The 24,645-nt window shown below is 62.7% G+C and carries 20 protein-coding genes and 1 pseudogene; 18 read left to right on the top strand and 3 right to left on the bottom strand.

Annotated features, from left to right (window positions below; genetic code table 11):
- Positions 1-141: 141 nt before the first annotated feature.
- From LG385_RS18810 to LG385_RS18785, 6 genes are all read left to right on the top strand, one after another.
- On the top strand, positions 142-1,119 hold the full coding sequence (locus tag LG385_RS18810; protein WP_225776280.1) for a dipeptidase: 978 nt from the start codon (positions 142-144) through the stop codon (positions 1,117-1,119).
- 60 nt (positions 1,120-1,179) lie between these two features.
- Entirely contained in the window at positions 1,180-1,710 is a 531-nt protein-coding gene (locus LG385_RS18805; RefSeq protein ID WP_181113443.1) for a DUF5943 domain-containing protein, read from the top strand.
- A 15-nt stretch (positions 1,711-1,725) separates the two neighbouring features.
- On the top strand, positions 1,726-3,786 hold the full coding sequence (gene dgcA / locus LG385_RS18800; protein ID WP_225775466.1) for a dimethylglycine demethylation protein DgcA: 2,061 nt from the start codon (positions 1,726-1,728) through the stop codon (positions 3,784-3,786).
- Positions 3,787-3,903: 117 nt separating this feature from the next.
- On the top strand, positions 3,904-5,874 hold the full coding sequence (gene dgcB, locus LG385_RS18795; protein WP_225775465.1) for a dimethylglycine demethylation protein DgcB: 1,971 nt from the start codon (positions 3,904-3,906) through the stop codon (positions 5,872-5,874).
- The gene (locus tag LG385_RS18790; RefSeq protein ID WP_225775464.1) at positions 5,871-7,091 is read left to right on the top strand and encodes an electron transfer flavoprotein subunit alpha/FixB family protein; all 1,221 of its coding nucleotides are present in this window, start codon (positions 5,871-5,873) and stop codon (positions 7,089-7,091) included. The genes dgcB and LG385_RS18790 overlap by 4 nt, the downstream gene beginning before the upstream one ends.
- 10 nt (positions 7,092-7,101) lie before the next feature.
- Positions 7,102-7,872, top strand: coding sequence for an electron transfer flavoprotein subunit beta (locus tag LG385_RS18785; protein WP_225775463.1), 771 nt, complete (start codon positions 7,102-7,104; stop codon positions 7,870-7,872).
- Between the two features lie 201 nt (positions 7,873-8,073).
- On the opposite strand, the gene LG385_RS18780 is transcribed toward LG385_RS18785, so the two are convergent.
- Positions 8,074-10,170, bottom strand: a complete 2,097-nt coding sequence (locus LG385_RS18780; protein ID WP_225775462.1) for a TonB-dependent siderophore receptor — start codon at positions 10,168-10,170, stop codon at positions 8,074-8,076.
- A gap of 168 nt (positions 10,171-10,338) precedes the next feature.
- On the opposite strand from LG385_RS18780, the gene LG385_RS18775 reads away from it, so the two are divergent.
- Both LG385_RS18775 and LG385_RS18770 read left to right on the top strand, forming a co-directional pair.
- Complete coding sequence (locus LG385_RS18775; protein WP_225775461.1) at positions 10,339-11,046, top strand: RHS repeat-associated core domain-containing protein; 708 nt, start codon at positions 10,339-10,341, stop codon at positions 11,044-11,046.
- The gene (locus tag LG385_RS18770; protein WP_225775460.1) at positions 11,033-11,698 is read left to right on the top strand and encodes an RHS repeat-associated core domain-containing protein; all 666 of its coding nucleotides are present in this window, start codon (positions 11,033-11,035) and stop codon (positions 11,696-11,698) included. The genes LG385_RS18775 and LG385_RS18770 overlap by 14 nt, the downstream gene beginning before the upstream one ends.
- Here the strand turns inward: LG385_RS18770 and gbcA are convergent.
- On the bottom strand, positions 11,672-12,967 hold the full coding sequence (gene gbcA / locus LG385_RS18765; RefSeq protein ID WP_225775459.1) for a glycine-betaine demethylase subunit GbcA: 1,296 nt from the start codon (positions 12,965-12,967) through the stop codon (positions 11,672-11,674). The two genes, LG385_RS18770 and gbcA, sit on opposite strands and share 27 nt — an antisense overlap.
- A gap of 302 nt (positions 12,968-13,269) precedes the next feature.
- On the opposite strand from gbcA, the gene gbcB reads away from it, so the two are divergent.
- The 4 genes and pseudogenes from gbcB to LG385_RS18745 all read left to right on the top strand — a co-directional run.
- Positions 13,270-14,370, top strand: coding sequence for a glycine-betaine demethylase subunit GbcB (gene gbcB / locus LG385_RS18760; RefSeq protein WP_225775458.1), 1,101 nt, complete (start codon positions 13,270-13,272; stop codon positions 14,368-14,370).
- Between the two features lie 246 nt (positions 14,371-14,616).
- Entirely contained in the window at positions 14,617-14,847 is a 231-nt protein-coding gene (locus LG385_RS18755; protein ID WP_225775457.1) for a hypothetical protein, read from the top strand.
- Entirely contained in the window at positions 14,844-15,146 is a 303-nt protein-coding gene (locus LG385_RS18750) for a cell division protein ZapA (RefSeq protein ID WP_181113401.1), read from the top strand. The genes LG385_RS18755 and LG385_RS18750 overlap by 4 nt, the downstream gene beginning before the upstream one ends.
- 393 nt (positions 15,147-15,539) lie before the next feature.
- Positions 15,540-15,794: pseudogene (locus LG385_RS18745) on the top strand (chemotaxis protein); the annotation flags it as partial.
- A 79-nt stretch (positions 15,795-15,873) separates the two neighbouring features.
- On the opposite strand, the gene LG385_RS18740 reads toward LG385_RS18745, so the two are convergent.
- On the bottom strand, positions 15,874-16,926 hold the full coding sequence (locus tag LG385_RS18740; protein WP_225775456.1) for a threonine aldolase family protein: 1,053 nt from the start codon (positions 16,924-16,926) through the stop codon (positions 15,874-15,876).
- A gap of 192 nt (positions 16,927-17,118) precedes the next feature.
- On the opposite strand from LG385_RS18740, the gene glyA reads away from it, so the two are divergent.
- The 6 genes from glyA to purU all read left to right on the top strand — a co-directional run bounded on the left by glyA (position 17,119) and on the right by purU (position 24,606).
- The gene (gene glyA / locus LG385_RS18735) at positions 17,119-18,372 is read left to right on the top strand and encodes a serine hydroxymethyltransferase (RefSeq protein WP_225775455.1); all 1,254 of its coding nucleotides are present in this window, start codon (positions 17,119-17,121) and stop codon (positions 18,370-18,372) included.
- A gap of 15 nt (positions 18,373-18,387) precedes the next feature.
- The gene (locus LG385_RS18730; protein ID WP_225775454.1) at positions 18,388-19,638 is read left to right on the top strand and encodes a sarcosine oxidase subunit beta; all 1,251 of its coding nucleotides are present in this window, start codon (positions 18,388-18,390) and stop codon (positions 19,636-19,638) included.
- Positions 19,639-19,652: 14 nt separating this feature from the next.
- Complete coding sequence (locus tag LG385_RS18725; protein ID WP_181113386.1) at positions 19,653-19,982, top strand: sarcosine oxidase subunit delta; 330 nt, start codon at positions 19,653-19,655, stop codon at positions 19,980-19,982.
- Positions 19,979-22,996 (top strand): sarcosine oxidase subunit alpha, encoded by a 3,018-nt coding sequence (locus LG385_RS18720; RefSeq protein WP_225775453.1) that lies wholly within the window; start codon positions 19,979-19,981, stop codon positions 22,994-22,996. The genes LG385_RS18725 and LG385_RS18720 overlap by 4 nt, the downstream gene beginning before the upstream one ends.
- A 39-nt stretch (positions 22,997-23,035) precedes the next feature.
- On the top strand, positions 23,036-23,665 hold the full coding sequence (locus LG385_RS18715) for a sarcosine oxidase subunit gamma (RefSeq protein WP_225775452.1): 630 nt from the start codon (positions 23,036-23,038) through the stop codon (positions 23,663-23,665).
- 83 nt (positions 23,666-23,748) lie between these two features.
- Complete coding sequence (gene purU / locus LG385_RS18710) at positions 23,749-24,606, top strand: formyltetrahydrofolate deformylase (protein ID WP_225775451.1); 858 nt, start codon at positions 23,749-23,751, stop codon at positions 24,604-24,606.
- Positions 24,607-24,645: the final 39 nt, after the last annotated feature.

Genomic DNA, 24,645 nt, shown 5'->3' with positions numbered 1-24,645 from the left:
CGGGCCACCTTGACGCTTTTGGCATTTGATCGGTCGCTTTTGCATCCGGGCCCGCAGGCGCGGGGGCATATGCTGGCCCCCAAAGCGCCGGCAAACGATCTGGCGTACCGCTGACAAGGGGACAGCCTGATGAGCCCAGCTTTGAGCCCGGCCGAACTGCACGCCGACAGCATCGTCATCGACGGGCTGATCATCGCCAAGTGGAACCGCGAGTTGTTCGAAGACATGCGCAAGGGCGGCCTTACCGCCGCCAACTGCACGGTGTCGGTATGGGAAGGTTTCAAGGCCACCTGCGACAACATTGCCGCCAGCCAGAAGCTGATCCGTGAAAACAGCGACCTGGTGATGCCGGTACGCCCCACCGCCGATATCCGCCGCGCCAAGGAGCAAGGCAAGACCGGCATTCTGTTCGGCTTCCAGAACGCCCATGCGTTCGAGGACCAGCTCGGCTACGTGGAAATCTTCAAGCAGCTTGGCGTGGGCATCGTGCAGCTCTGCTACAACACCCAGAACCTGGTAGGCACTGGCTGCTACGAGCGCGATGGCGGGCTGTCGGGCTTCGGCCGCGAAGTGGTCGCCGAGATGAACCGCGTTGGCATCATGTGCGACTTGTCCCACGTGGGCTCGAAAACCTCGGAAGAAGTGATCCTGGAATCCAGGAAGCCAGTCACTTATTCCCACTGTCTGCCGCTGGGCCTGAAGGAGCATCCCCGCAACAAGTCTGACGCGGAGCTGAAGTTCATCGCCGACCACGGTGGCTTCGTGGGCGTGACCATGTTCGCGCCGTTCCTGGCCAAGGGCATCGATTCCACCATCGACGACTACGCCGAAGCCATCGAATACGTGATGAACATCGTAGGCGAGGATGCCATTGGCATCGGCACCGACTTCACCCAGGGCCATGGGCAGGAATTCTTCGAGTACCTCACCCACGACAAGGGCTACGCCCGCCGCCTGACCAACTTCGGCAAGATCATCAACCCGCTGGGCATCCGCACCGTGGGTGAATTCCCCAACCTGACCGAAACGCTGCTCACGCGCGGGCACAGCGAGCGGGTGGTTCGCAAGATCATGGGCGAAAACTGGATGAGCGTGTTGGCCGACGTCTGGGGCGAATAGCGGTACGGCTACACCGTTGATCACGATTGATAGCAACTTTTTTGACTGGAGTTAAGTTCCATGGCCAAGCACGCCCCTGAATTACCCATCGAAGTCGACAGCGAAACCGGCGTCTGGACCAGCGATGCCCTGCCGATGCTCTATGTGCCCCGCCATTTCTTCGTCAATAACCACATGGGCATCGAGGAAGTACTTGGCGCCGATGCCTACGCCGAAATCCTCTACAAGGCGGGTTACAAGTCGGCCTGGCACTGGTGCGAGAAGGAAGCCGAGTGCCATGGCCTGGAAGGCGTAGCGGTATTCGAGCACTACATGAAACGCCTGAGCCAACGCGGCTGGGGCTTGTTCAAGATCCAGGACATTGACCTGGAGCAAGGCACCGCCAGCGTAAAGCTGGAGCACTCCTGCTTTGTGTACGTGTACGGCAAGGTTGGCCGCAAGGTGGATTACATGTTCACCGGCTGGTTCGCTGGCGCCATGGACCAGATTCTTGCCGCCCGTGGCAGTGAACTGCGCACCGTGGCCGAGCAGGTGTACAGCGGTGCCGAAGAAGGTCACGACGACGGGCTGTTCGTAGTCAAGCCGCGCTAGGGTCGGAGAAAGCAAATGGCGTTCGAAGCGATGTTCCAGCCGATCCAGATCGGCAAACTGACGATCCGCAACCGCGTACTGAGTACCGCGCACGCCGAGGTGTATGCCACCGACGGCGGCATGACCACCGAGCGTTACATCAAGTATTACGAAGAAAAGGCCAAGGGCGGCATCGGCCTGGCCATTTGCGGTGGGTCGTCCAGCGTTGCCATCGATAGCCCGCAGGGCTGGTGGAAATCCGTGAACCTGTCCACCGACAGGATCATCCCGCATTTCCAGAACCTCGCCGACGCCATGCACAAACACGGCGCCAAGATCATGATCCAGATCACCCACATGGGCCGACGCTCGCGTTGGGATGGGGAACACTGGCCTACCTTGATGTCGCCGTCCGGCATCCGCGAGCCTGTGCACCGCGCCACCTGCAAGACCATCGAGCCGGAAGAAATCCAGCGGGTGATCGGCAACTACGCCCAGGCTGCGCGCCGAGCGAAGGCGGGCGGGCTTGACGGCGTGGAGCTTTCAGCCGTGCACCAGCACATGATCGACCAGTTCTGGAGCCCACGGGTCAACAAGCGCACCGACGAGTGGGGTGGCAGCTTCGAAAACCGCATGCGCTTCGGCCTGGAAGTGCTCAAGGCCGTGCGCGCCGAAGTGGGCGATGATTTCTGCGTAGGCTTGCGCATTTGCGGTGATGAATTCCATCCCGATGGCCTCAGCCATGAAGACATGAAGCAGATCGCGGCCTACTACGATGCCACCGGGATGGTCGACTTCTTCGGGGTGGTGGGCTCGGGCTGTGACACCCATAACACACTGGCCAACGTTATCCCCAACATGAGCTACCCACCCGAGCCGTTCCTGCACCTGGCAGCCGGCATCAAGGAGGTAGTGAAAGCACCGGTACTGCACGCACAGAACATCAAGGACCCGAACCAGGCAACGCGGATTCTGGAAGGCGGCTATGTGGACATGGTGGGCATGACCCGCGCACATATCGCCGACCCGCACCTGATCGCCAAGATCAAGATGGGGCAGATAGACCAGATCAAACAATGCGTGGGCGCCAACTACTGCATCGACCGCCAATATCAGGGGCTGGACGTGCTGTGCATTCAGAACGCTGCAACCTCCCGTGAATACATGGGCGTGCCCCACATCATCGAAAAAAGCAACGGGCCACGCCGCAAGGTTGTGGTGGTGGGGGCGGGCCCGGCGGGCATGGAGGCCGCGCGCGTTTCCGCCGAGCGTGGCCATGACGTGACCCTGTTCGAGAAGAAAGAGCAGATCGGCGGCCAGATCACCATCGCCGCCAAGGCCCCTCAGCGCGACCAGATCGCCGGCATTACCCGGTGGTTCCAGCTGGAGCTGGCCCGCCTGAATGTAGACCTGCGCCTGGGCACCGCGGCCGATATCGACACCATCATGGACCTGCGCCCGGACGTGATTGTGCTGGCCAACGGTGGCCATCCCTTCATGGAGCAGAACGAGCACTGGGGCGCGGAAGAGGGGCTGGTGGTCAGCAGTTGGGACATCCTTGACGGCAAGGTGGCGCCGGGCAAAAACGTGCTGGTGTACGACACCATCTGCGAGTTTACCGGCATGTCCGCGGCGGACTTCCTGGCCGACAAAGGCAGCCAGGTGGAAATCGTTACCGATGACATCAAGCCCGGCGTGGCCATGGGGGGCACCACATTCCCTACGTACTACCGCAGCCTGTACCCCAAGGAGGTGATCATGACCGGCGACCTGATGCTGGAAAAGGTCTACCGCGAGGGAGACAAGCTGATCGCGCTGCTGGAGAACGAATACACCGGCGCGAAGGAAGAGCGCGTGGTGGACCAGGTGGTGATCGAGAACGGTGTGCGGCCAGACGAAGCCTTGTATTACGGCCTCAAGGAAGGCTCGCGCAACAAAGGCCAGATCGACATAGACGCGTTGTTCGCCATCGAACCGCAACCGTCGCTCAGCCAGCCGGGCGAGGGCTACCTGCTGTTCCGGATCGGCGACTGCGTGGCCCAGCGCAACGTGCACGCCGCCCTGTACGACGCCCTGCGCCTGTGCAAGGACTTCTAAGGCACAACACCCCCTGTAGGAAGCGGGCGTAGCTCGCGAATCTGGCTACATGAAATCGCGGCGAGCCGTTCGCAGGCTGGCGCCAGCTCCTACAGGATTATCAGAGGCTTGCGCCCTATGCTCGACACCATTCTCCCCATTCTGCTCTTCGCCGCCGTGGCGCTCACGCTGTTGGGCGCCGCCCGCCGGGTTGCCCTGTGGCGCCAGGGCCGCGCCGCCAAGGTCGACCTGCTCGGTGGGTTGCTGGCCATGCCGCGCCGCTATCTGGTGGACCTGCACCATGTGGTGGCCCGCGACCGCTACATGTCCAATACCCACGTGGCCACGGCGGGCGGCTTTGCCTTGGCGGCGGTACTTGCCATTGCGGTTCATGGCTTTGGCTTGCACAACAAGGTGCTGGGCTACGCGCTGCTGGTGGCCACGGCGGTGATGTTCTGTGGCGCGCTGTTCGTGTACAAGCGCCGCCTCAACCCGCCGTCGCGCCTGTCCAAAGGGCCGTGGATGCGGCTGCCGAAAAGCCTGCTGATGTTCGCCGCCAGCTTCTTCGTTGCCACGTTGCCAGTGGCGGGCCTGTTGCCAGCGGACTTCGGCGGCTGGGTGCTGGCAGCCATTCTCTTCGTTGGCGTGCTGTGGGGTGTGAGCGAACTGTTCCTCGGCATGACCTGGGGTGGCCCGCTCAAGCATGCCTTCGCTGGCGCGCTCCACCTGGCCTGGCACCGCCGCGCCGAGCGCTTCGGTGGCGGCCGTTCCAGCGGGCTCAAGCCACTCGACCTGGCCGACGCTACGGCACCGCTTGGCGTGGAGAAACCCAAGGACTTCACCTGGAATCAGCTGCTGGGCTTCGATGCCTGCGTGCAGTGCGGCAAGTGCGAAGCCATGTGCCCCGCCTTTGCCGCCGGCCAACCGCTGAACCCGAAAAAACTGATTCAGGACATGGTCATTGGCCTGGCCGGCGGCACCGATGCGCGCTTCGCCGGCAGCCCGTACCCATCCCCCGATGGCAAGGGCAGGCCGCTGGGCGAGCATGGCGGCAATGCGCACCAGCCAATCGTCAATGGCCTGGTGGAAGCGGATACGTTGTGGGCCTGCACCACCTGCCGCGCGTGCGTGGAAGAGTGCCCCATGATGATCGAGCACGTGGACGCCATTGTGGACATGCGCCGCCACCTCACCCTCGAAAAAGGGGCCACGCCGAACAAAGGCGCCGAGGTGCTGGAAAACCTTATCGCAACGGATAACCCGGGAGGCTTCGCGCCTGGCGGGCGGCTGCATTGGGCAGCGGACCTGGACCTGCCGCTGATGGCCGAGGTGAAACAGGCGGACGTGTTGTTCTGGGTAGGGGATGGTGCGTTCGATATGCGCAACCAGCGCACCCTGCGTGCCTTCGTGAAGGTGCTACGGGCAGCGAAAGTGGACTTCGCCGTGCTTGGCCTCGAGGAGCGGGACAGCGGTGACGTGGCGCGCCGGCTGGGGGATGAGGCCACCTTCCAGCAACTGGCCAAACGCAATATCCACACCCTGGGGCAGTACCGGTTCAACCGCATCGTAAGCTGCGACCCGCACAGCTTCCATGTACTGAAGAATGAATACGGCGCCTTCGGTGGCAACTATGAGGTGCTCCATCACAGCACGTACATGGCCGAGCTTATGGCAGCGCAACAGCTTAACGTTGGCACGCACCGGGGTGGCAGCGTGACTTATCACGACCCGTGCTACCTGGGCCGCTATAACGGGGAATACGAAGCGCCGCGCCAAGTACTGCGTGAGCTGGGCATCGAAGTGAAGGAAATGGAGCGCTCTGGCTTCAGGTCCCGTTGCTGCGGCGGCGGCGGTGGCGCCCCCATTACGGACATTCCGGGCCGGCAGCGCATTCCAGACATGCGTATGAACGACATTCGCGAAACCGGCGCCGAGCTGGTGGCGGTGGGCTGCCCGCAGTGCACCGCCATGCTTGAAGGTGTGGTTGCGCCGCGCCCGGACATCAAAGACCTCGCAGAGCTGGTGGCCGATGCCTTGATCGATGATGCGCCTGCCCCTGTCAGAAAGCCCGACGTCACCCAGCGAGCCCCGGCGGAGGTTGCCCCATGAGCGATGTGATACGGCGTGACCCACACGCTGAATGGATTGCCCGCAACCGCTTGCACCCGCTGCACGCCAGCCTGCAAGCCCAACAAGCAAGCTGGAGCGGGCCCACGGGCGTAGTACGCAAGAACCCTCACGCGGTAGGGTTCATCGGGCCAAACGGCATTCGCCGCATCGACCGCAGCGGCGCCGAGCAAGGTGGCAACGTCCGGCGCATGGCCACAGCCCAGGTTCAGTTGCCACTGCATCAAGTACCCACGCCAGCATTCTACGTGGCGGTGGCGCCTGACATGGTCGGCGGCCGACTGACCGCTCACGACCGTGACCTGCTTGGCCTGGCACGCCAGTTGGCGGGCGCGGATGGCGCGGTGCTCGCTGTGGTGTTCGGCGAGCACAAGGAGACAACCTTCGATACGGCGGGGGTAGACCGCTTGCTGCGGCTCGAGGGGCATGAATACACGGGTTATGCGCCGGAGCAACGCATTCAGGCGCTGCACGCGCTGGAAAGCCAGCTCAGCCCGCGCCACTGGTTGCTCCCCGATAGCCGTGACGGCGGTGGGGAAATGGGCCGTCGCCTCGCGGCGCGGCTGGGTGAACGGCCCGCCACAAGAGTGTGGCAGGTCAAGGATGGCCAGTGCACCGGCCGCGCTGGGGCCGGGTACCAGGACCTTACGCAAGCGTTGCCGCGGATGATCCTCGCTGCAGCCGAATGTGCCGAGCCGGTGAGCGAGACCCGCCATGAAGCACTCCCGCTGATGCTGGAACCACCGGCGGTGCGTACGTTGTCGCGGATCGAAGACGGCGGCGCGGTAGCCGTGGACCCTGCCGCGGTCCCAATGGCCGAATCCGAATTCATTGTGTCGGGCGGCAACGGCGTGAAGGACTGGACGTTGTTCCACCAGGCCGCAGTCGCCTTGGGTGCCACCGAAGGCGCCTCGCGGGTGGCCGTGGACGATGGCTTCATGACGCGCGACCGGCAGGTCGGTGCCAGCGGCACCTGGGTAACTGCGCGGGTGTATGTGGCGATTGGAATCTCCGGGGCCATTCAGCACCTTCAGGGGATCGGTGCCTGCGACAAGGTGATTGCGGTGAACATGGACCCGACCTGCGACATGATCAAGCGCGCTGATCTTTCGGTCATCGCGGACAGCAGCGCAGTATTGCGCGCCTTGATCGAGGCGATGGCCAAACGGCGCAATGGCGCTGAACGAAACGCTGCCTGAGGCCTGCCCGATGAAAAGCAAGATCGTAACCCTGGTATCCGTAGGCGCTCATCCCGCGTCCGGCCGCGCCCGGCGGGCCGAACATGACGCTCGCGCCGTTGAGCTGGGCCTTCGCCTGGCGGGCGAAGCGCTCGAAGTATTGCATGTGGGCGACCCCGCCGAGCCGGCACTGCGGGACTACCTTGGCATGGGCCTGTCACACCTGGATGTGCTGGAACAACCGGCCAACGGCGATGCGCTGCCCGGGCTGGTTGAATACCTGCGTGATGCCAGCGTTCAGATGGTACTGGCGGGTAGTCGGGCAGAAACAGGCGAAGGTTCTGGCATGCTGCCCTATCTGCTGGGCGAGCGGCTGGGCTGGCCGGTGGTCACAGGGCTGGCGGAGATCGAGCGGATCGATAACGGCATTGCGCAGGTGTTGCAGGCATTGCCTCGCGGCCAGCGACGCCGCTTGAACGTGCGCCTGCCGTTGATTGCGACGGTGGACAGCGCCGCGCCCAAGGCTCGGCAAAGCGCTTATGGCCCTGCCCAGCGCGGTGAACTGCTGGCCCATGAAGTGGAAATCGTGCAGGACGAATTGTTGAGCATCGCAGAGCTTCAACCGGCCCGCCCCCGGCCCAAGCGCCTGAAGGTGATCAAGGCCAAAAGCGGTGCCGACCGGATGAAAGCCGCTACCGCCAAAGCCAGCGGCGGTGGCGGCAAGGTGCTCAAGGGTGTAAGCCCCGAAGAAGGCGCCGAGGCGATCCTCAAGCTGCTGGTTGAAGAGGGCGTTGTTCGCTGAACTGCAGGCCGCTTCTCTGGTGGGAGGGCTCTAACTTTGTGGGAAGCAACTGTCTTGCGCGGTTTTCCTAAGCCCTTATTCGCGAGCTCCGCCTGCGGCTCCGCCCGTCTCCCACAGGATTCATCCTGACACCCTGAGGGGCTCGCTCACTCACCTGTGGGAAGCGGGCGCAGCTCGCGAATGGCGCAAGGGTGCGCGACCTTAGAACGTCACACTGGCTGTCAGCCTCGCCGTGCGTGCTTCCCCTACGTTCACTTGAAGCTGGCCGCTGCCCGTGCTGGACGGGTAGTACTCTTTGTTGAACAGGTTATCTACATTCAGCTGTAACCGCGTCTTGTATCCGGCGGTAGGAAGGTCCCAGCGCAGGAAGGCGTCGGCAACGGTATATCCGTCCAACCAATAGGTGTTGGCGGCATCTCCCGCGCGTTCACCTACGTAGCGAGCCCCTGCGCCAGCGTGCCATTGGCCCAGATTGTCCGCCACAGACAAGTGGTGCGTCAGGTACAGGCTGGCGGTGTGCTCGGGCGCGTTGCTCAAGCGCAGGCCCTCGTATTTCTTGTCTTCGAGCACTTTCGTGCGGGTATAGGCATAGGTGCCAATCACATCCCAGCGCGGCGCCAAGTGCCCAGTGGCGTCCAGTTCAAGACCGCGCGAGCGCACCTTGCCCGCCGCTTCGGCGTTGTCGTCATTCGCATCGGTGGTAACCACATTGGTCTTCACGATATCGAACAGCGCCAGGTTGACGTTAAGCGCCTGCGAAGGTGTGAACTTGGCGCCCACTTCGTAGCTGCGGCCTTCCTCGGGGTCGAAGGTATTACCGGCGTCGTCTACCGTATCGTTGGGCACGAATGAGCGGCTGTAGTTGCCATACAACGCCCACGTATCGGTTGGTTGATACACCAGGCCGGCGAAGGGGATGAAGGCTTCGCCGTTGTCGTCGCGGTTGACCACCTTGGTGACCAGGCCCTGCGAGCTGTACTGGTCATAATGCTGCTGACGAGCGCCAAATACCGCAATCCAGCGATCGTTCAGGTGCCAGTTGTCCTTGAAATACACCGAGGTGGAAGTGAGCTCGTTGCGCAGGTTGCTCGTGGCAGGGCTTACCACGCTGGGCTCGGCCAAATTTCCATAGGTAGGGTTGTAGATATCGAACCCTTTCACGGCTGTATTGCGATACGTCTTGCCCCGGTACTTGTCGCTGGCTTCGTTATCAATGCCCACCAGCAACTCATGGCGCTGCCCCAGGACTTGTTGCTCGCCGATGAAGTCCAGGCTGGCGTAGCGGGTTTCGTAATCATAATGGCCGCCATTGGCCACGCGTGTGAGTTTGCCGTTAACAAGCGTGTTCGGTTGCGCGATAGCCAGGCTGTAGCGGTCGTTGTTCCAGCCGTAGGTGACGCGGGTTTTCCAGGTGTCGCTCAGCTGATACTCGAATCGGGCCTGCGCCGTTTCCGAAATACCGACGGTTTTCGCCCACTTCTCGTCCAGCCGCTTGCTGTAACTCACATCAGCAGGATGGCCGTTCACGAACACCGTGCCGCGGTCGAACGGGCTGCTGTAGTCGTTGTATTCGTAAGACAGCGTAAGGCTGGCGCGGTCTCCGGTCCATGTCAGGGATGGTGCCACCAGCGTGTGCTCGTCCGTGCCGTAGTTGCGCCAGTAATCCTCGTGTTTCTGCTCCGCGATCAAGCGGTAAGCCAGGCCCGTGTCGCCCAATGGGCCGGTGGTGTCCACGCTCAGGGTGCCGCCCCCTTCGCTGTAGGCCGAGCCCGTGACCGTGGTGCTTTGGGTGTATTGCGGCTGCTTGCTGATGACGTTGATCAGCCCGCCGGGGTCGAGCGCGCCGTAGAGCAAAGAGGCTGGCCCTTTGAGCACCTCCACGTGGTCGGTGGTAGCGTTAAGGTTATGGCCCACTACCGAGCGTACGCCGTCGCGCAGGATCGAGCCGTCGTCGTTCGTGCCGAAGCCGCGCTTGACCAGCGCATCCTTGGTATTGCCCAGGGTATTGCCCTGCGAAACGCCGCTGACGAATTTCATGGCGTCGTCCAGCGATGTAGCACTGAAATCCTGGAGGGTTTGCTGGGTGACCACGTTCACGCTCTGGGCTTCGTCACGCACGGGCACTTCAGACTTGCTAGCGGTGCTGGCGCTTGCGCGGGTGTAACCCTCCTCTACAGGTAGCGCGCTGTCCTGTACCTGAGTGGGTGCCAGTTCGACGGTATCGGCGTGTGCAAGGGTGGCGGGTGGTAGCGAGAACAGCGCGACCGCCAGAGCGGACCTGGAGACTTTGAGGTGCATGAAGAGGGAAGCCTGGGATTGGACTGATTTTAATGAGAACAATTCTAATTCGTTCCTAGAGATGGGTATAGGTAAATCGTTTCATCTGGCAACTACCTGACAGAAGTGCCAGGTAGCCGCGCAGGGATGACTTGCCTAATCTTCCAGCCAGGCTCAGGGGAAAATGGCATGCCTGATAGATTGTTGATGGCCGACCGTGCCGGCACTGTCCTCGCGAGCTGCCATGGGGTAGGTACCGGCCGCCATTGCTATACACCCTTCGGCGCCTTACAGCCCTTGGCGATGCGCAACCAATCAGCGTTTACCGGCCAATGGATGGAATCAGCAGCAGGGCTATATATGCTGGGCGAGGGTTACCGTGGCTATCAAGCAACGCTTGGCCGATTTGCCCAGCCTGATCGGCACAGCCCGTTTGGCGAGGGTGGCCCTAATGCCTACGCCTATTGCGCCGGGGACCCCGTGAACCGAGTGGATAGGACAGGCCGCGCATTTGCCTCCCTCGTCATTGGCGGGATTGTGAACGGTATTGCCATGACCGCGCTGCACCTGACAAACCTGGGCAGCAAGAGCATGAAAGCTACTTCGGCTTCCATGATGTGGGGTACCCGGCTTGCGCTGTTGGCCAGCGGAGCCTCGGTGGCTGCCGGGGTGATCGCGGGCGCCCAAGCGGATCAGCAGGCCCAGAGCACACTTGCCTGGGCGAGTATCGGCCTGGGTGTGGGATCGGTAGCGCTGCGCATCACTGTTTTTGCTCCAATGATCTGGCAGGCAGGGGCGCGCAGGGCTGCTGGTCGCGTATTTGGCGTGCGGCGCAGCTACTACGCGAAACACTGGTATATGCGGGAAGTGCAGGAACTCAAGCATGTGTTGGCTTAAGCCTGCCCACACAGCTCTTGTGGCCCATGACCGTGCGCGGACAGTACTGAGCCACGTGAAGCCGCGTGCGCCGTATCTGCCTTTCGGCTACCAGGCCACCCCAGGCATGACAGGCCAGCTCGGCTACACGGGGCAGCGGCGCGAGCCGTGGGGTGTGTACCCACTGGGCAATGGCCGCCGCCTTTACCAGCCTATTATGATGCGGTTCTGCCAGCCGGATGCCCTGTCACCCTTCGCTCGGGGCGGCCCTAATGCCTATACCTATTGTCAGGGCGACCCGGTCAACCGACATGACCCAGGTGGTCAGGAAGCCTTGGACTTGCTGGGCGATATCATGGGCGCACTGGGGATCGTGGCCTACGGAGCGATGATGCTCACAGGCTACCGGGTCTCGCCGCCCTCCAAACTGATGGTCGGGGTAGACGCCACCCTGATGGCGGGCAGCAGCGTGGCCTGGATCGTAGGCATTGCTACCGATAGTGATGCGGCAAAAATCGCGTCCATTGCCGCCACTGCCCTTACCGCCCTGGGCAGAGGGGCACTGGCGGTGCAATGGGGGCGCCAGGCCTTTAGGCGCCGGCCCCCTCGTGCTATCGAGCTTGTTGACGTGCTAGGTCGCAGTGACCTACTCGTGCGCAGCCACGCCCTTTAAATACGCCGCCGGCTCGGCGCCCAGGTTATTGAGCATGCGCTCGCTGTACCAGTCGATAAAGTTGACCACGCCGAACTCGTAGGTTTTCGAGTACGGGCCAGGTTGATACGCAGTTGAATTGATGCCCTTCTGGTTTTCTTCGGCCAGGCGACGGTCCTGGTCGTTGGTGGCGTCCCACACCTGGCGCAGGCGAGCAGGGTCGTAATCCACGCCTTCCACGGCATCCTTGTGCACCAGCCACTTGGTGCTGACGATGCTTTCCTGTGCACTGATCGGCCATACGGTGAATACGATCACATGGTCGCCCATGCAGTGGTTCCAGGCATGGGGCAGGTGCAGGATGCGCATTGAGCCCAGGTCCGGGTTCTTGATCCGACCCATGAGCTTGCTGCAGCCAGGCTTGCCGTCCATGGTCATGGAAACGGTGCCCTTGAGCAGCGGCATGCGCACGATGCGGTTGCGCAGGCCGAAGCTGGTGTGCAGGTAAGGGATCTTCTCCGCTTCCCAGGCCGCGGCGGATTCGGCCACATGGTCCTTGAAGGCCTGGCTGGCGCGCGGGTCGTTGGTGTCGTCCCATTCCAGCAGGGTGTTGAGCAGTTCCGGGTGAGAGCCGTTGCAGTGGTAGCACTCGCGGTTGTTCTCCAGCACCAGCTTCCAGTTGGCTTTCTCGCGCAGGGTGGTTTGCACAGCCACCTTGGTGTTCTCCATGTCGTAGGGCTCCATATAATGGGCCAGGGTCTGGAGGAACTCGTCGATGGCGGGCGGGTTGTCCGCCAGGCTGATGAAGATATACCCACCGGCGTTTTTCACATGTACGGGCTTCAAGCCGTACGCCTTCATGTCGAAGTCATCGCCCATTTCGCTGCCGGCGAACAGCAGGCGGCCGTCCAACTCGTAGGTCCATTGGTGGTAAGGGCATACCAGCTTGGCGACCTTGCCTTTTTCGCCTGTGCACAAGCGTGAGCCGCGGTGGCGGCACACGTTATGGAAGGCATGGATGGCGTTGTCTGCGCCGCGCACCACGATCACCGGGTTCTTACCGATCTCCAGCGTGAGGTAGTTACCCTTTTTCGGGATTTCACAGGTCATGCCAGCGATCAGCCACTCCTTGTGGAAGATCTCCTGCATATCTATCTCGTGCAGCCTTTCGTCGGTGTAGAACGGCTGCGGCAACGAGAACGTGCGCTCCCGGGTTTGCAGCATATGGGCGGTGGCACTGCGCGCGGGTTCCAGCGGATCGCCAAGGCTCAGGTTCTGGGTGACGTCCATCGTTAAAATCCTCAAGGCCGGCGCGCCGGCGGCAGGGCAGTAGGGGCGCGCGGGATCGCGCTTCACGGTGGCGCCGCAACCTTGAATCGAGGCTGCGACCGATATGTGGCGAGTGTGCTTGGGAGCAGGTGGCGAACCTTATCCATGGGCGACATGGCCGAATCCGTTCCCGACCACCCGAGCCAGTGCTGGCAAGGCTGGTCGCCATGAGCATGCCGATGTCGCGAACAGGAAAGTTCGCTGCACGGGCGCCACGCAGAATCGGGACCACAAGGCCGGTGGTCGGCTATGGAGTGGCAAGCATGTCTGATAATTTCCTGAACCCGGTCACCACCCAGACCTGGGCCAATGGCCGTCATGTCGTTCGTTGCGTCAAGGTGATTCAGGAAACCTGGGATGTACGTACGTTCTGCTTCATGGCCGACCAGCCGGTAATGTTCTTCTTCAAGCCCGGGCAGTTCGTGACCCTGGAGCTGGAAATCGACGGCCAGCCAGTGATGCGCTCCTATACCATTTCCAGTTCACCCTCAGTGCCTTACAGCTTCTCCATTACCATCAAGCGTGTGCCGGGCGGGCGCGTGTCCAACTGGCTGCACGACACTCTTCACGAGGGCCAGGAGCTGGCGGTGCATGGCCCGGTGGGGCTGTTCAATGCCATGGATTACCCCTCTACCAGGGTGTTGTACCTGAGCGGCGGGGTGGGGATCACGCCGGTAATGTCCATGGCTCGTTGGTTCTATGACACCAACGCCAACGTGGACATGATTTTCGTGCACAGCGCCCGCTCCCCCAAAGACATCATCTACCACCGCGAGCTGGAGCAGATGGCGGCGCGTATTCCCAACTTCGCGCTACATATCATTTGTGAGAAACACGGCCTGGGTGAACCCTGGGCTGGATACCGGGGTTACCTGAACCGCCCGATGCTCGAGCTCATGGCACCGGACTTCCTCGACCGGGAAGTGTTCTGCTGCGGCCCCACCCCGTACATGACGGCAGTGAAACGGCTGCTTGAGCAGGCCGGCTTTGACATGCGCCGCTATCACGAAGAATCCTTTGGCGCCACGCCGCCCGAGGCACGGGCAGACGCAGTGGAGCAAGCCGAGCAAGCCGCCGACGCGCCGGAGGTACCTGCCGCGGACCTGCACCAGGTGGAGTTCGTGGATACCGGCAAGAGCATCCGCGTGACCCCGGGGGAAACAGTCCACGCCGCAGCCGCCAAGCTGGGGCTTACCATTCCCAAGGCCTGTGGGATGGGCATCTGCGGCACCTGCAAGGTGCTCAAGCTTAGCGGCGAGGTAGAAATGGAACACAACGGGGGCATTACGGAGGAAGACGAAGCCGAGGGGTACATCCTGGCGTGCTGCAGCGTGCCCAAGGGGGATGTGCGGATCGAGTATTGAGGGAGTGCTCGCAGGGTTCGCCTCTCTCACAGGGTCAGGGCCTGCTACGCGGTACGTCGCTGACCGTTGGTCCGTTGTTACCCTGGCCCGGGAACCCGGCATCTATCCTCGAGTCGCATGCCCAACGCGAAGCGGCAGGCTTCATCTTGTATTTTCATGCTTGTTCATACCTTCGCGCTGGCGAGGCGCGCGCTTTTTTCTTATCGTACGCGCCCTTCATCTTCACCCTGGTTTCGAGTACCCCTCATGTTGGAAGCATCCCTTAACAAACTGGAAACACTGGTCGGCGAACTGCTAGAGCAGAACCGTCAATTGGCCGAGGCGAATGGCAAGCTGAGCGCCGAGCTGGCGCAAGCCCGGGATGAGAACGACAGCCTGCAGATCTCCCTGCTGGAGCAGGAAGAACAGCAAGGCGCTACGGCAGCACGCATTCAGGCCCTGATTCAAAGGGTCAGCCCCGAACCGGTTGGCGCATGAGCCAGAACACCACGCGGGTAGTCGAAATCCTCGGCAGCGACTACACCCTGCGTGCCCCGGCCGATCAGGAACAAACCTTGTTCGATGCGGCAATGATGCTCAAGGCGAGCCTGGCCGAGACCAAGAAGAAGCACCCCACGTTGCTGGGCGACCGCTTGCTGGTGCTTACCGCCATGAACATCTGCTCTCAGTTGCTGGAGGCTCGTCGTGAACACCAGCTGGCGCTGGAAGAATACGAAAGCCAGGTCAACGCTACGGTAGAACAGCTGGAGCGGACCGTAGGGAAGGCGGCGGAGTAATCAACGCCGCTTCGCTCACTCAGGCAGCATAAGCCGGTTGGTCGCCCCGCTGCAGCAGGGTTGAGCAGTGAAGCGCTGCTTGCGGTCCACTAAGGGCAAGGCGCGGTGCCGTACCGCGCCGCTGGGCGCGCGAGATACCGGCAGTACGCCTGTGGGCGCGTGGCAGGTACGCCTCGAGGAGCCACCATGCAGCTTTGGCAACGCAGTATCCAGTGGAAGTTGATCTTGAGCATGGGCGCAGCGCTGATTGTCAGCCTGCTGATCGTGGTCGGCTTGTACACGGCCGTGATCGACCGCCTGGCCAAGCGTTATCTGGTTGAAACAGCGTTACCTGCCAGCATCGAGGCCACTCGCAACGACATCGAGCGCCTGCTGGCCGGGCCTCTGGGTGCCGCGAGCGAGCGCACAGGTGCGTCACTCGCGGCGATCAGCGGCCAGGTGGAACGAATCAGCGATGTGAACCATCAAGTTGCCACCGCTACCGAGGAGCAGTCGGCGGTCACCGAGGAGATCAACCGTAACGTGCAAGGTATCTCCGACCTGGCGAGGTCCACCGCCGCTGAAGTGCGCGACTGCCGCGAGCAATGCCAGACGCTGATGGCCCTGGCCGACGCGCTCCGGCGGCAGATGGGTGGTTTCAAGCTGTAGTCGCCCGCCGATCGCCGTGGGAGCCCCTTCGCGTTGCTGGAAGCGGGCGAGGCTCGCGAAATGTGTCGCCCTAAAACATCTACAAGGCCGCAGCGTTGCCGTCCACCACTGCACGAATGTCCGCCGCCAGTTCTCGCACGCGGGCTTCGCTGGTGTCCCACGAGCACATGAAGCGCGCGCCGCCGCCGATAAAGGTATAGAAGCGCCAGCCACGGCCCTGTAGTGCTGCCAGCGCAGGCTGAGGCATATTCAGGAACACGCCGTTGGCTTCTACCGGGAACATCAGGCTCACCTGAGGGATGTCTGCAATCAGCTCTGACAACAGGCGGGCACAGGCGTTGGCGTGCCGGGCATGGCGCAGCCAGGCGTCGTTTTCCAGTAAACCTACCCACGGCGCCGACAGGAAGCGCATCTTTGACGCCAACTGGCCTGCTTGCTTGCAGCGGTAATCGAAGTCCTCGGCCAGTTCCTTGCGGAAGAATAGAATCGCCTCACCCACGGCCATCCCATTCTTGGTGCCGCCAAAGCACAGTACGTCCACGCCAGCCTTCCAGCTCAGCTCGGCCGGGCTGCAACCCAGCGAGGCGCAGGCGTTGGCGAAGCGGGCGCCGTCCATGTGCAGGTTGAGCCCCAGTTCGCGGCAGGTTGCACTGATGGCCTTCAACTCATCGGGCCTGTACAGCGTGCCCACTTCCGTGGCCTGGGTAAGCGTCACCACACGAGGCTTGGGGTAGTGGATATCCTGGCGCTTCAAGGCGATCTCACGGATAGCCTCGGAAGTGAGCTTGCCGGCTTCGCTGCGGGCGGTCAGCAATTTGGAACCGTTGGAGAAAAACTCCGGCGCACCGCATTCGTCGGTTTCCACGTGGGCGACGTCCGAGCAGATCACACTGTGGTAGCTCTGGCACAAGGCCGACAAGGCCAGCGAGTTCGCGGCCGTGCCATTGAAGGCGAAAAACACCTCGCAGTCGGTTTCGAACAGTCGGCGGAAATGGTCCGCCGCCCGGGCCGTCCATTCATCATCGCCATAGGCGCGCTGATGGCCCTGATTGGCCAATTCCATTGCCGCCCAGGCTTCCGGGCACACGCCAGAGTAGTTGTCGCTGGCGAATTGTTGGCTTTGCTCGTACATGGGGCACTTCCATAGTAGATACCCGGGCTACTGTACGCCGCGCGGGCCTAGAGCGGTATGGGAGCGAAGGTTCCGTCCATGTCGTAATCGCACCGATGCGTGGCGCCCATAGGCATCTGACGCACCGGGGCCGAGCCTACCATCGACCCCACTGCACCTATGACAGGCGCCATCCGCGCTGGGAGATCCGCGATGTTCAGCAAGCAAGACCAGATTCAGGGATATGACGACGCACTGCTGGCAGCCATCAACGCCGAGGAGCAGCGCCAGGAAGACCATATCGAGCTGATCGCGTCGGAAAACTACACCAGCAAGCGTGTGATGGAAGCCCAGGGCAGCGGCCTTACCAACAAGTACGCCGAAGGCTACCCGGGCAAGCGCTACTACGGCGGTTGCGAGCATGTGGACACGGTAGAGCAACTGGCCATCGATCGCGCCAAGGCGCTGTTTGGCGCCGACTACGCCAATGTGCAGCCGCATTCCGGCTCGCAGGCCAATGCCGCCGTGTACCTGGCGCTGCTGCAACCGGGCGACACGGTGCTGGGCATGAGCCTGGCGCACGGTGGCCACCTTACCCACGGCGCCAAGGTGAGTTTCTCCGGCAAGTTGTACAACGCCGTGCAGTACGGCCTGGACACGGCCACCGGGCTGATCGACTACGACGAGGTCGAGCGTTTGGCCCTGGAATGCAAACCGAAGATGGTCATCGCCGGTTTCTCCGCCTATTCCAAGACGCTGGATTTCGCCCGCTTCCGTGAAATCGCTGACAAGGTAGGCGCCTACCTCTTCGTGGACATGGCCCACGTGGCTGGGCTTGTGGCGGCCGGGCTGTACCCGAACCCGCTGCCCTATGCCGACGTGGTGACCACCACTACCCACAAGACCCTGCGCGGCCCACGCGGTGGGTTGATCCTGGCGCGCCACAACGAAGAGCTTGAAAAGAAGCTCAACGCCGCGGTATTCCCCGGTGGCCAGGGTGGCCCACTGATGCATGTGATCGCGGCCAAGGCCGTGTGCTTCAAGGAAGCCTCGGAGCCGGGCTTCAAGGTGTACCAGCAACAGGTGATCGACAACGCCCAGGCCATGGCCGGGGTATTCGTGGACCGCGGTTACGACGTGGTCTCCGGCGGCACCGACAACCACCTGTTCCTCGTCAGCCTCATCCGGCAGGGGCTCACCGGCAAGGCAGCGGATGCGGCCCTCGGCCGTGCCCATATCACAGTGAACAAGAACGCCGTGCCTAACGACCCGCAGTCCCCCTTCGTGACCTCCGGCCTGCGGATTGGCACCCCGGCGGTTACCAGCCGCGGCTTCAGAGTGGAGCAGTGCCAGGTGCTGGCGGGCTGGATCTGCGACATTCTCGACAACCTCGGCGACGCCGACGTGGAGGCCAACGTGGCTGCCCAGGTCAGCACCCTGTGCGCCGAATTCCCGGTTTACCGCTGAGCTGGAGTACCGATCATGCAGCGCTATTCAGGCTTTGGCCTCTTCAAGCACTCCCTCAGCCACCACGAAAACTGGCAGCGCATGTGGCGCACGCCCACGCCCAAGCCTGTGTATGACGTGATCATCGTAGGCGGTGGCGGCCACGGCCTGGCCACGGCGTACTACCTGGCCAAGGAACACGGCATCACCAATGTGGCCGTGATCGAGAAAGGCTGGCTGGGCGGCGGCAACACCGCCCGTAACACCACCATCGTGCGTTCGAACTACCTGTGGGACGAATCCGCCCACTTGTACGAGCACGCGATGAAACTGTGGGAAGGGTTGTCCCAGGACATCAACTACAACGTGATGTTTTCTCAGCGTGGCGTATACAACCTTTGCCACACCCTGCAAGACATGCGTGACTCCGAGCGGCGGGTAAGCGCCAACCGCCTCAATGGCGTGGACGGCGAATTGCTCAATGCCCAACAGGTTGCCGAGGAAATCCCTTACCTGGATTGCTCGAAAAATACCCGCTACCCGATTATCGGAGCCACGGTTCAACGCCGGGGCGGGGTGGCTCGCCACGACGCGGTCGCCTGGGGGTATGCCCGTGCCGCCGACGCGCTGGGCGTGGACCTGATTCAACAAACCGAGGTTACCGGTTTCCGCAAGGAAAACGGCGTGGTGATCGGCGTGGAAACCAACCGAGGCTTCATCGGCGGCAAGCGTGTGGGCGTGGTTACCGCCGGTAATTCGGGCTACATGGCCAGCCTGGCCGGCTTCCGCCTGCCGATTGAATCCCACCCGTTGCAAGCGCTGGTGTCCGAGCCGCTCAAGCCCATCATCGACAGCGTGATCATGTCCAACGCCGTGCACGGTTACATCAGCCAGTCCGACAAGGGCGACCTGGTGATCGGCGCCGGTATCGACAGCTGGGTCGGCTACGGCCAGCGCGGCTCTTACCCGGTGATCGAACACACCCTGCAGGCCATCGTGGAAATGTTCCCCGTGTTGTCGCGGGTGCGCATGAACCGCCAGTGGGGCGGGATCGTCGACACCACGCCCGACGCCTGCCCGATCATCAGCAAAACGCCGGTGAAGGACCTGTTCTTCAACTGCGGCTGGGGTACCGGCGGCTTCAAGGCTACGCCGGGCTCGGGCAACGTGTTCGCCGCCAGCCTGGCCAAGGGGGAAATGCACCCGCTGGCCAAACCGTTTTCCATCGACCGCTTCTACAACGGCGCCCTCATCGACGAGCACGGCGCCGCCGCCGTGGCCCACTGACCGGAGACACCACCATGCTGCATATCTTCTGTCCGTATTGCGGCGAAGCCCGTTCCGAAGAGGAATTTCAGGTGGCCGGCCAGGCGCATATCCCGCGCCCGCTCGACCCTGCCGCCTGCACCGACGAGGAGTGGGGCACCTACATGTTCTTCCGCGACAACGTGCGCGGGATTCACCATGAGCTGTGGCTGCACGCCACCGGTTGCCGCCGCTACTTCAACATGAGCCGCGACACGGTCACCTACGAGATTTTCGAAACCTATCCGATCGGTGCCAAACCGCAGGTCACGCAAAAGCCCTCCGCGGCGCAGCCAGTGACCCGTGCGCAAGGGGAAAAGGTATGAGCCAGGTCAATCGCCTGTCCAGCGGCGGCCGTATCGACCGCAACAAACGCATCGAATTTACCTTCAATGGCCAGCGCTATACCGGCTTTGAAGGCGACACGCTCGCCTCGGCCCTGCTGGCCAATGGCGTGGATGTGATCGGGCGCAGCTTCAAGTATTCGCGCCCGCGCGGCATCGTCGCCGCTGGCGCCGAAGAGCCCAACGCCGTGTTGCAGATCGGCGCCACCGAAGCCACCCAGATCCCGAACGTGCGCGCCACGCAGCAGGCGCTGTACGCCAACCTGGTCGCCAGCAGCACCAACGGCTGGCCCAACGTGAACAACGACTTGATGGGCATCCTCGGCAAGGTGGGCGGCAAGCTAATGCCCCCGGGCTTCTACTACAAGACGTTCATGTACCCGCAATCCTTCTGGATGACCTACGAGAAGTACATCCGCAAGGCCGCCGGGCTTGGCCGTTCGCCGACCGAGATCGACCCCGACAGCTACGACTACATGAACCAGCACTGCGATGTGCTGATTGTGGGCGCGGGCCCGGCCGGGCTTGCAGCGGCGCTGGCGGCCGCGCGCAGCGGCGCGCGGGTGATCCTGGCGGACGAGCAGGAAGAGTTCGGTGGTAGCCTGCTGGACACCCGGGAAACCCTCGACGGCAAGCCTGCGGCCGAGTGGGTCGCCACCGTGCTGGCCGAGCTGAGCGGTATGGCGGACGTGACCCTGCTGCCACGCTCCACGGTCAATGGTTACCACGACCATAACTTCCTCACCATTCACCAGCGCCTTACCGACCATCTGGGCGAGCGCGCGCCGATCGGGCAGGTGCGCCAGCGTGTTCACCGTGTGCGGGCCAACCGCGTGGTACTGGCAACCGGTGCTCACGAGCGGCCGCAGGTGTACGGCAACAACGATTTGCCCGGCAACATGCTGGCCGGGGCGGTTTCCACCTACGTGCGCCGATACGGCGTGGCGCCCGGCAAGCAACTGGTACTGGGCACCAACAACGATCACGCTTACCGGGCTGCGCTGGATTGGCTTGATGCGGGCCTGCAAGTGGTGGCCATCGCCGATGCCCGTCCCAACCCGCGGGGCGCGCTGGTAGAGGAAGCTCGCGCCAAAGGCGTACGAATCCTGACCAGCAGCGCGGTACTTGAAACCCGCGGTACCCGCCGGGTAACCGGGGCCCGCATCGCTGCCATCGACGCCAAGGCCATGAAGGTACTCAGCCCGGGCGAATGGCTGGAGTGCGACCTGGTGGCGAGCTCCGGTGGCTATAGCCCCGTGGTTCACTTGGCGTCCCACCTGGGCGGGCGCCCGATCTGGCGTGAAGACATCCTCGGTTTCGTACCAGGAGAAGCGGCGCAAAAGCGTGTCTGTGTAGGCGGCATCAACGGTGTGTACCCGCTGGGGGACGCCTTGGCAGACGGCTTTGAAGGTGGCGCGCGCGCTGCGGCAGAAGCAGGCTTCAAGATCGTGGAAGGCGTGGTGCCCACAGCCGTAAGCCGCCTTGAAGAACCTACCCTGGCGCTGTTCCAGGTACCCCATGACAAATCCACCGCACGGGCGCCGAAGCAGTTCGTGGACCTGCAGAATGACGTTACCGCGGCGGCGATCGAGCTGGCCACCCGCGAAGGCTTCGAATCCGTGGAGCACGTGAAGCGCTATACCGCGCTGGGCTTCGGTACCGATCAAGGCAAGCTGGGCAATATCAACGGCCTGGCCATCGCGGCGCGGTCCCGTGGCATCTCCATCACCGAGATGGGCACCACCATGTTCCGCCCCAATTACACGCCGGTGACCTTCGGCGCGGTGGCCGGGCGCAACTGCGGCCACCTGTTCGATGCCGTGCGCTTCACCGCGCTGCATGCCTGGCACGTGAAGCAAGGCGCGGAGTTCGAGGATGTGGGCCAGTGGAAGCGCCCTTGGTACTTCCCGCGCCGTGGCGAGGACCTGCACAGTGCCGTGGCCCGCGAATGCAAGGCCGTGCGTGACAGCGTGGGCCTGCTCGACGCCTCCACCCTTGGCAAAATCGACATTCAGGGCCCGGACGCCCGTGAGTTCCTGAACCGTGTGTACACCAACGCCTGGACCAAGCTGGACGTGGGCAAGGCCCGCTACGGCTTGATGTGCAAAGAAGATGGCATGGTGTTCGATGACGGCGTGACCGCCTGCCTGGCCGACAATCACTTCCTGATGACCACCACCACCGGTGGCGCGGCGCGCGTGCTGCAGTGGCTTGAGTTGTACCACCAGACCGAATGGCCGGAACTGAAGGTGTACTTCACCTCGGTCACCGACCATTGGGCCACGCTCACGCTGTCGGGCCCCAACAGCCGCAAGCTGTTGAGCCATGTCACCGACATCAATCTGGACAAGGAAGCGTTCCCGTTCATGACCTGGCAGGAAGGCAAGGTGGCGGGCGTGCCGGCGCGTGTCTTCCGCATCTCGTTCACAGGTGAGCTGTCCTACGAAGTGAACATCCAGGCCGACTACGCCATGGGCGTGCTCGAAGCCATCGTCGAAGCCGGCAAGGCGTACAACCTTACGCCGTATGGCACCGAGACCATGCACGTGCTGCGGGCCGAGAAGGGCTTCATCATCGTGGGCCAGGACACGGACGCCTCCATGACACCGGACGACCTGAACATGGGCTGGTGTGTGGGCCGTACCAAGCCCTTCCCGTGGATCGGTTCGCGCGGCATGAGCCGCGAAGATTGCGTGCGTGAAGACCGCAAGCAACTGGTAGGCCTCAAGCCGGTTGACCCCAACCGCGTACTGCCTGAAGGCGCGCAACTGGTGTTCGATCCCAAGCAGCCGATCCCCATGGACATGGTGGGCCACGTGACCTCCAGCTACATGAGCCCCACGCTGGGCCGTTCCTTTGCGATGGCTGTGGTGAAAGGCGGGCTCAAGCGCATGGGCGAAAAGGTGTGGGCCCCGCTCGCCGACGGCAGCGCCATCGAAGCGGAGATCTGCGGTTCAGTGTTCGTGGACCCAAAAGGCGAGCGGCAGAACGTATGACCGGCACCGGCACCCACGACATTTTTGAAGGGCTTTGAAATGAGCACAGCCAACGTATACCAGCAGCGCCCCGATGCCCCGGTGAAGGCCGAGACCCCTCTGCATCATGCAGACCTTGCCAGCCTGGTTGGCAAGGGTAGGGCAAGTGCAGGCGTAACCCTTCGGGAAAAGAAACTGCTGGGCCATCTCACCCTGCGCGGCGATGGCAATAACCCTGCATTCGCGAGCGGGGTGCATAAGGCGCTCGGCCTGGAGCTGCCGGTTGCGCTCACCGTGGTGGGCAGTGGCGACACTACACTCCAATGGATGGGGCCGGACGAGTGGCTGTTCATCTGCCCGCGCGGGGAGGAATTCGCCGCCGAGCAGCGCCTGCGCGATGCATTGGACGGGCAGCACATCCAAGTGGTGAATGTGAGTGGCGGGCAAACTGTACTGGAGCTCACCGGGCCGAAGGTCCGTGAGATGCTGATGAAATCTACCAGCTACGATGTACATCCAAACAACTTCCCCGTGGGCAAGGGTGTGGGGACGGTGTTCGCCAAGTCGCAGCTGATCATTCGGCGCATGGGCGAGGACACCTGGGAGCTGGTGATCCGCCGCAGCTTCGCCGATTACTGGTGGCTGTGGCTGCAGGATGCCAGCGCGGAGTACGGGCTGGCTGTGGTGTAGGAGTGGGCGTAAGCCCGCGAACAACTGATCTACCCCGTTCGCGGGCTATCGCCCGCTCCTACGGCTTTTTTACGGAGAACCCCATGAGCCGCGCCCCTGATACCTGGATACTCGCCGCCGACTGCCCCAGCCGGCTCGGCACGGTGGACGCGGTCACCCGCTACCTGTACGAGCAGGGTTGTTACGTCACCGAGCACCATTCCTTCGATGACAGGCTCTCCGCGCGATTTTTCATCCGCGTGGAATTCCGCCAGCCCGAAGGCTTCGATGAGCAGGGCTTTCGCGCCGGGCTGGGTGAACGCGTATACGAGTTCGGCATGCGCTTCGAGCTCACCGCGCCGCAGTACCGGCCCAAGGTAGTGATCATGGTGTCCAAGGCAGACCACTGCCTGAACGACCTGCTGTACCGCCAGCGCATCGGGCAGTTGCCGATGGACGTGACGGCGGTAGTTTCCAATCACCCTGACCTGGAGCCGCTGGCGCGCTGGCATGACATTCCGTACTACCACTTCCCCCTGGACCCGGCCGACAAACCAGCCCAGGAACGCAAGGTGATGGAGGTGGTGGAAAGCACGGGTGCCGAGCTGGTGATCCTTGCTCGGTACATGCAAGTGCTCTCGCCCGAGCTATGCCGGCGCCTGGATGGCTGGGCCATCAACATCCACCATTCACTGCTGCCCGGCTTCAAAGGCGCCAAGCCTTACCATCAGGCCTACAACAAGGGCGTGAAACTGGTGGGCGCCACGGCGCATTACATCAACAACGACCTGGACGAAGGGCCGATCATTGCTCAGGGCGTGGAAGTAGTAGACCACGCCCATTACGCCGAAGACCTGGTCGCCAAGGGCCGAGACATCGAATGCCTCACCCTGGCCAGAGCAGTGGGTTATCACATCGAGCGGCGGGTGTTCCTTAACGCCAACCGTACCGTCGTTCTCTAACGGCGGCTTGGCCGCCGGCTTCAAGCTTCAAGCAACAAG

Source organism: Pseudomonas sp. Marseille-Q5115 (genome assembly GCF_916618905.1).
GTDB classification, from domain to species: domain Bacteria; phylum Pseudomonadota; class Gammaproteobacteria; order Pseudomonadales; family Pseudomonadaceae; genus Aquipseudomonas; species Aquipseudomonas japonica_A.
This window is presented reverse-complemented; position numbering and strand designations above follow the sequence as displayed.

Bases quoted from the DNA above. Each gene is read 5' to 3' on its own strand.
- LG385_RS18805 (WP_181113443.1), top strand. From the start codon at position 1,180: ATGGCCAAGCACGCCCCTGAATTACCCATCGAAGTCGACAGCGAAACC.
- dgcA (WP_225775466.1), top strand. From the start codon at position 1,726: ATGGCGTTCGAAGCGATGTTCCAGCCGATCCAGATCGGCAAACTGACG.
- dgcB (WP_225775465.1), top strand. From the start codon at position 3,904: ATGCTCGACACCATTCTCCCCATTCTGCTCTTCGCCGCCGTGGCGCTC.
- LG385_RS18790 (WP_225775464.1), top strand. From the start codon at position 5,871: ATGAGCGATGTGATACGGCGTGACCCACACGCTGAATGGATTGCCCGC.
- LG385_RS18785 (WP_225775463.1), top strand. From the start codon at position 7,102: ATGAAAAGCAAGATCGTAACCCTGGTATCCGTAGGCGCTCATCCCGCG.
- LG385_RS18780 (WP_225775462.1), bottom strand. From the start codon at position 10,170: ATGCACCTCAAAGTCTCCAGGTCCGCTCTGGCGGTCGCGCTGTTCTCG.
- LG385_RS18775 (WP_225775461.1), top strand. From the start codon at position 10,339: ATGCCTGATAGATTGTTGATGGCCGACCGTGCCGGCACTGTCCTCGCG.
- LG385_RS18770 (WP_225775460.1), top strand. From the start codon at position 11,033: ATGTGTTGGCTTAAGCCTGCCCACACAGCTCTTGTGGCCCATGACCGT.
- gbcA (WP_225775459.1), bottom strand. From the start codon at position 12,967: ATGGACGTCACCCAGAACCTGAGCCTTGGCGATCCGCTGGAACCCGCG.
- gbcB (WP_225775458.1), top strand. From the start codon at position 13,270: ATGTCTGATAATTTCCTGAACCCGGTCACCACCCAGACCTGGGCCAAT.
- LG385_RS18755 (WP_225775457.1), top strand. From the start codon at position 14,617: ATGTTGGAAGCATCCCTTAACAAACTGGAAACACTGGTCGGCGAACTG.
- LG385_RS18750 (WP_181113401.1), top strand. From the start codon at position 14,844: ATGAGCCAGAACACCACGCGGGTAGTCGAAATCCTCGGCAGCGACTAC.
- LG385_RS18740 (WP_225775456.1), bottom strand. From the start codon at position 16,926: ATGTACGAGCAAAGCCAACAATTCGCCAGCGACAACTACTCTGGCGTG.
- glyA (WP_225775455.1), top strand. From the start codon at position 17,119: ATGTTCAGCAAGCAAGACCAGATTCAGGGATATGACGACGCACTGCTG.
- LG385_RS18730 (WP_225775454.1), top strand. From the start codon at position 18,388: ATGCAGCGCTATTCAGGCTTTGGCCTCTTCAAGCACTCCCTCAGCCAC.
- LG385_RS18725 (WP_181113386.1), top strand. From the start codon at position 19,653: ATGCTGCATATCTTCTGTCCGTATTGCGGCGAAGCCCGTTCCGAAGAG.
- LG385_RS18720 (WP_225775453.1), top strand. From the start codon at position 19,979: ATGAGCCAGGTCAATCGCCTGTCCAGCGGCGGCCGTATCGACCGCAAC.
- LG385_RS18715 (WP_225775452.1), top strand. From the start codon at position 23,036: ATGAGCACAGCCAACGTATACCAGCAGCGCCCCGATGCCCCGGTGAAG.
- purU (WP_225775451.1), top strand. From the start codon at position 23,749: ATGAGCCGCGCCCCTGATACCTGGATACTCGCCGCCGACTGCCCCAGC.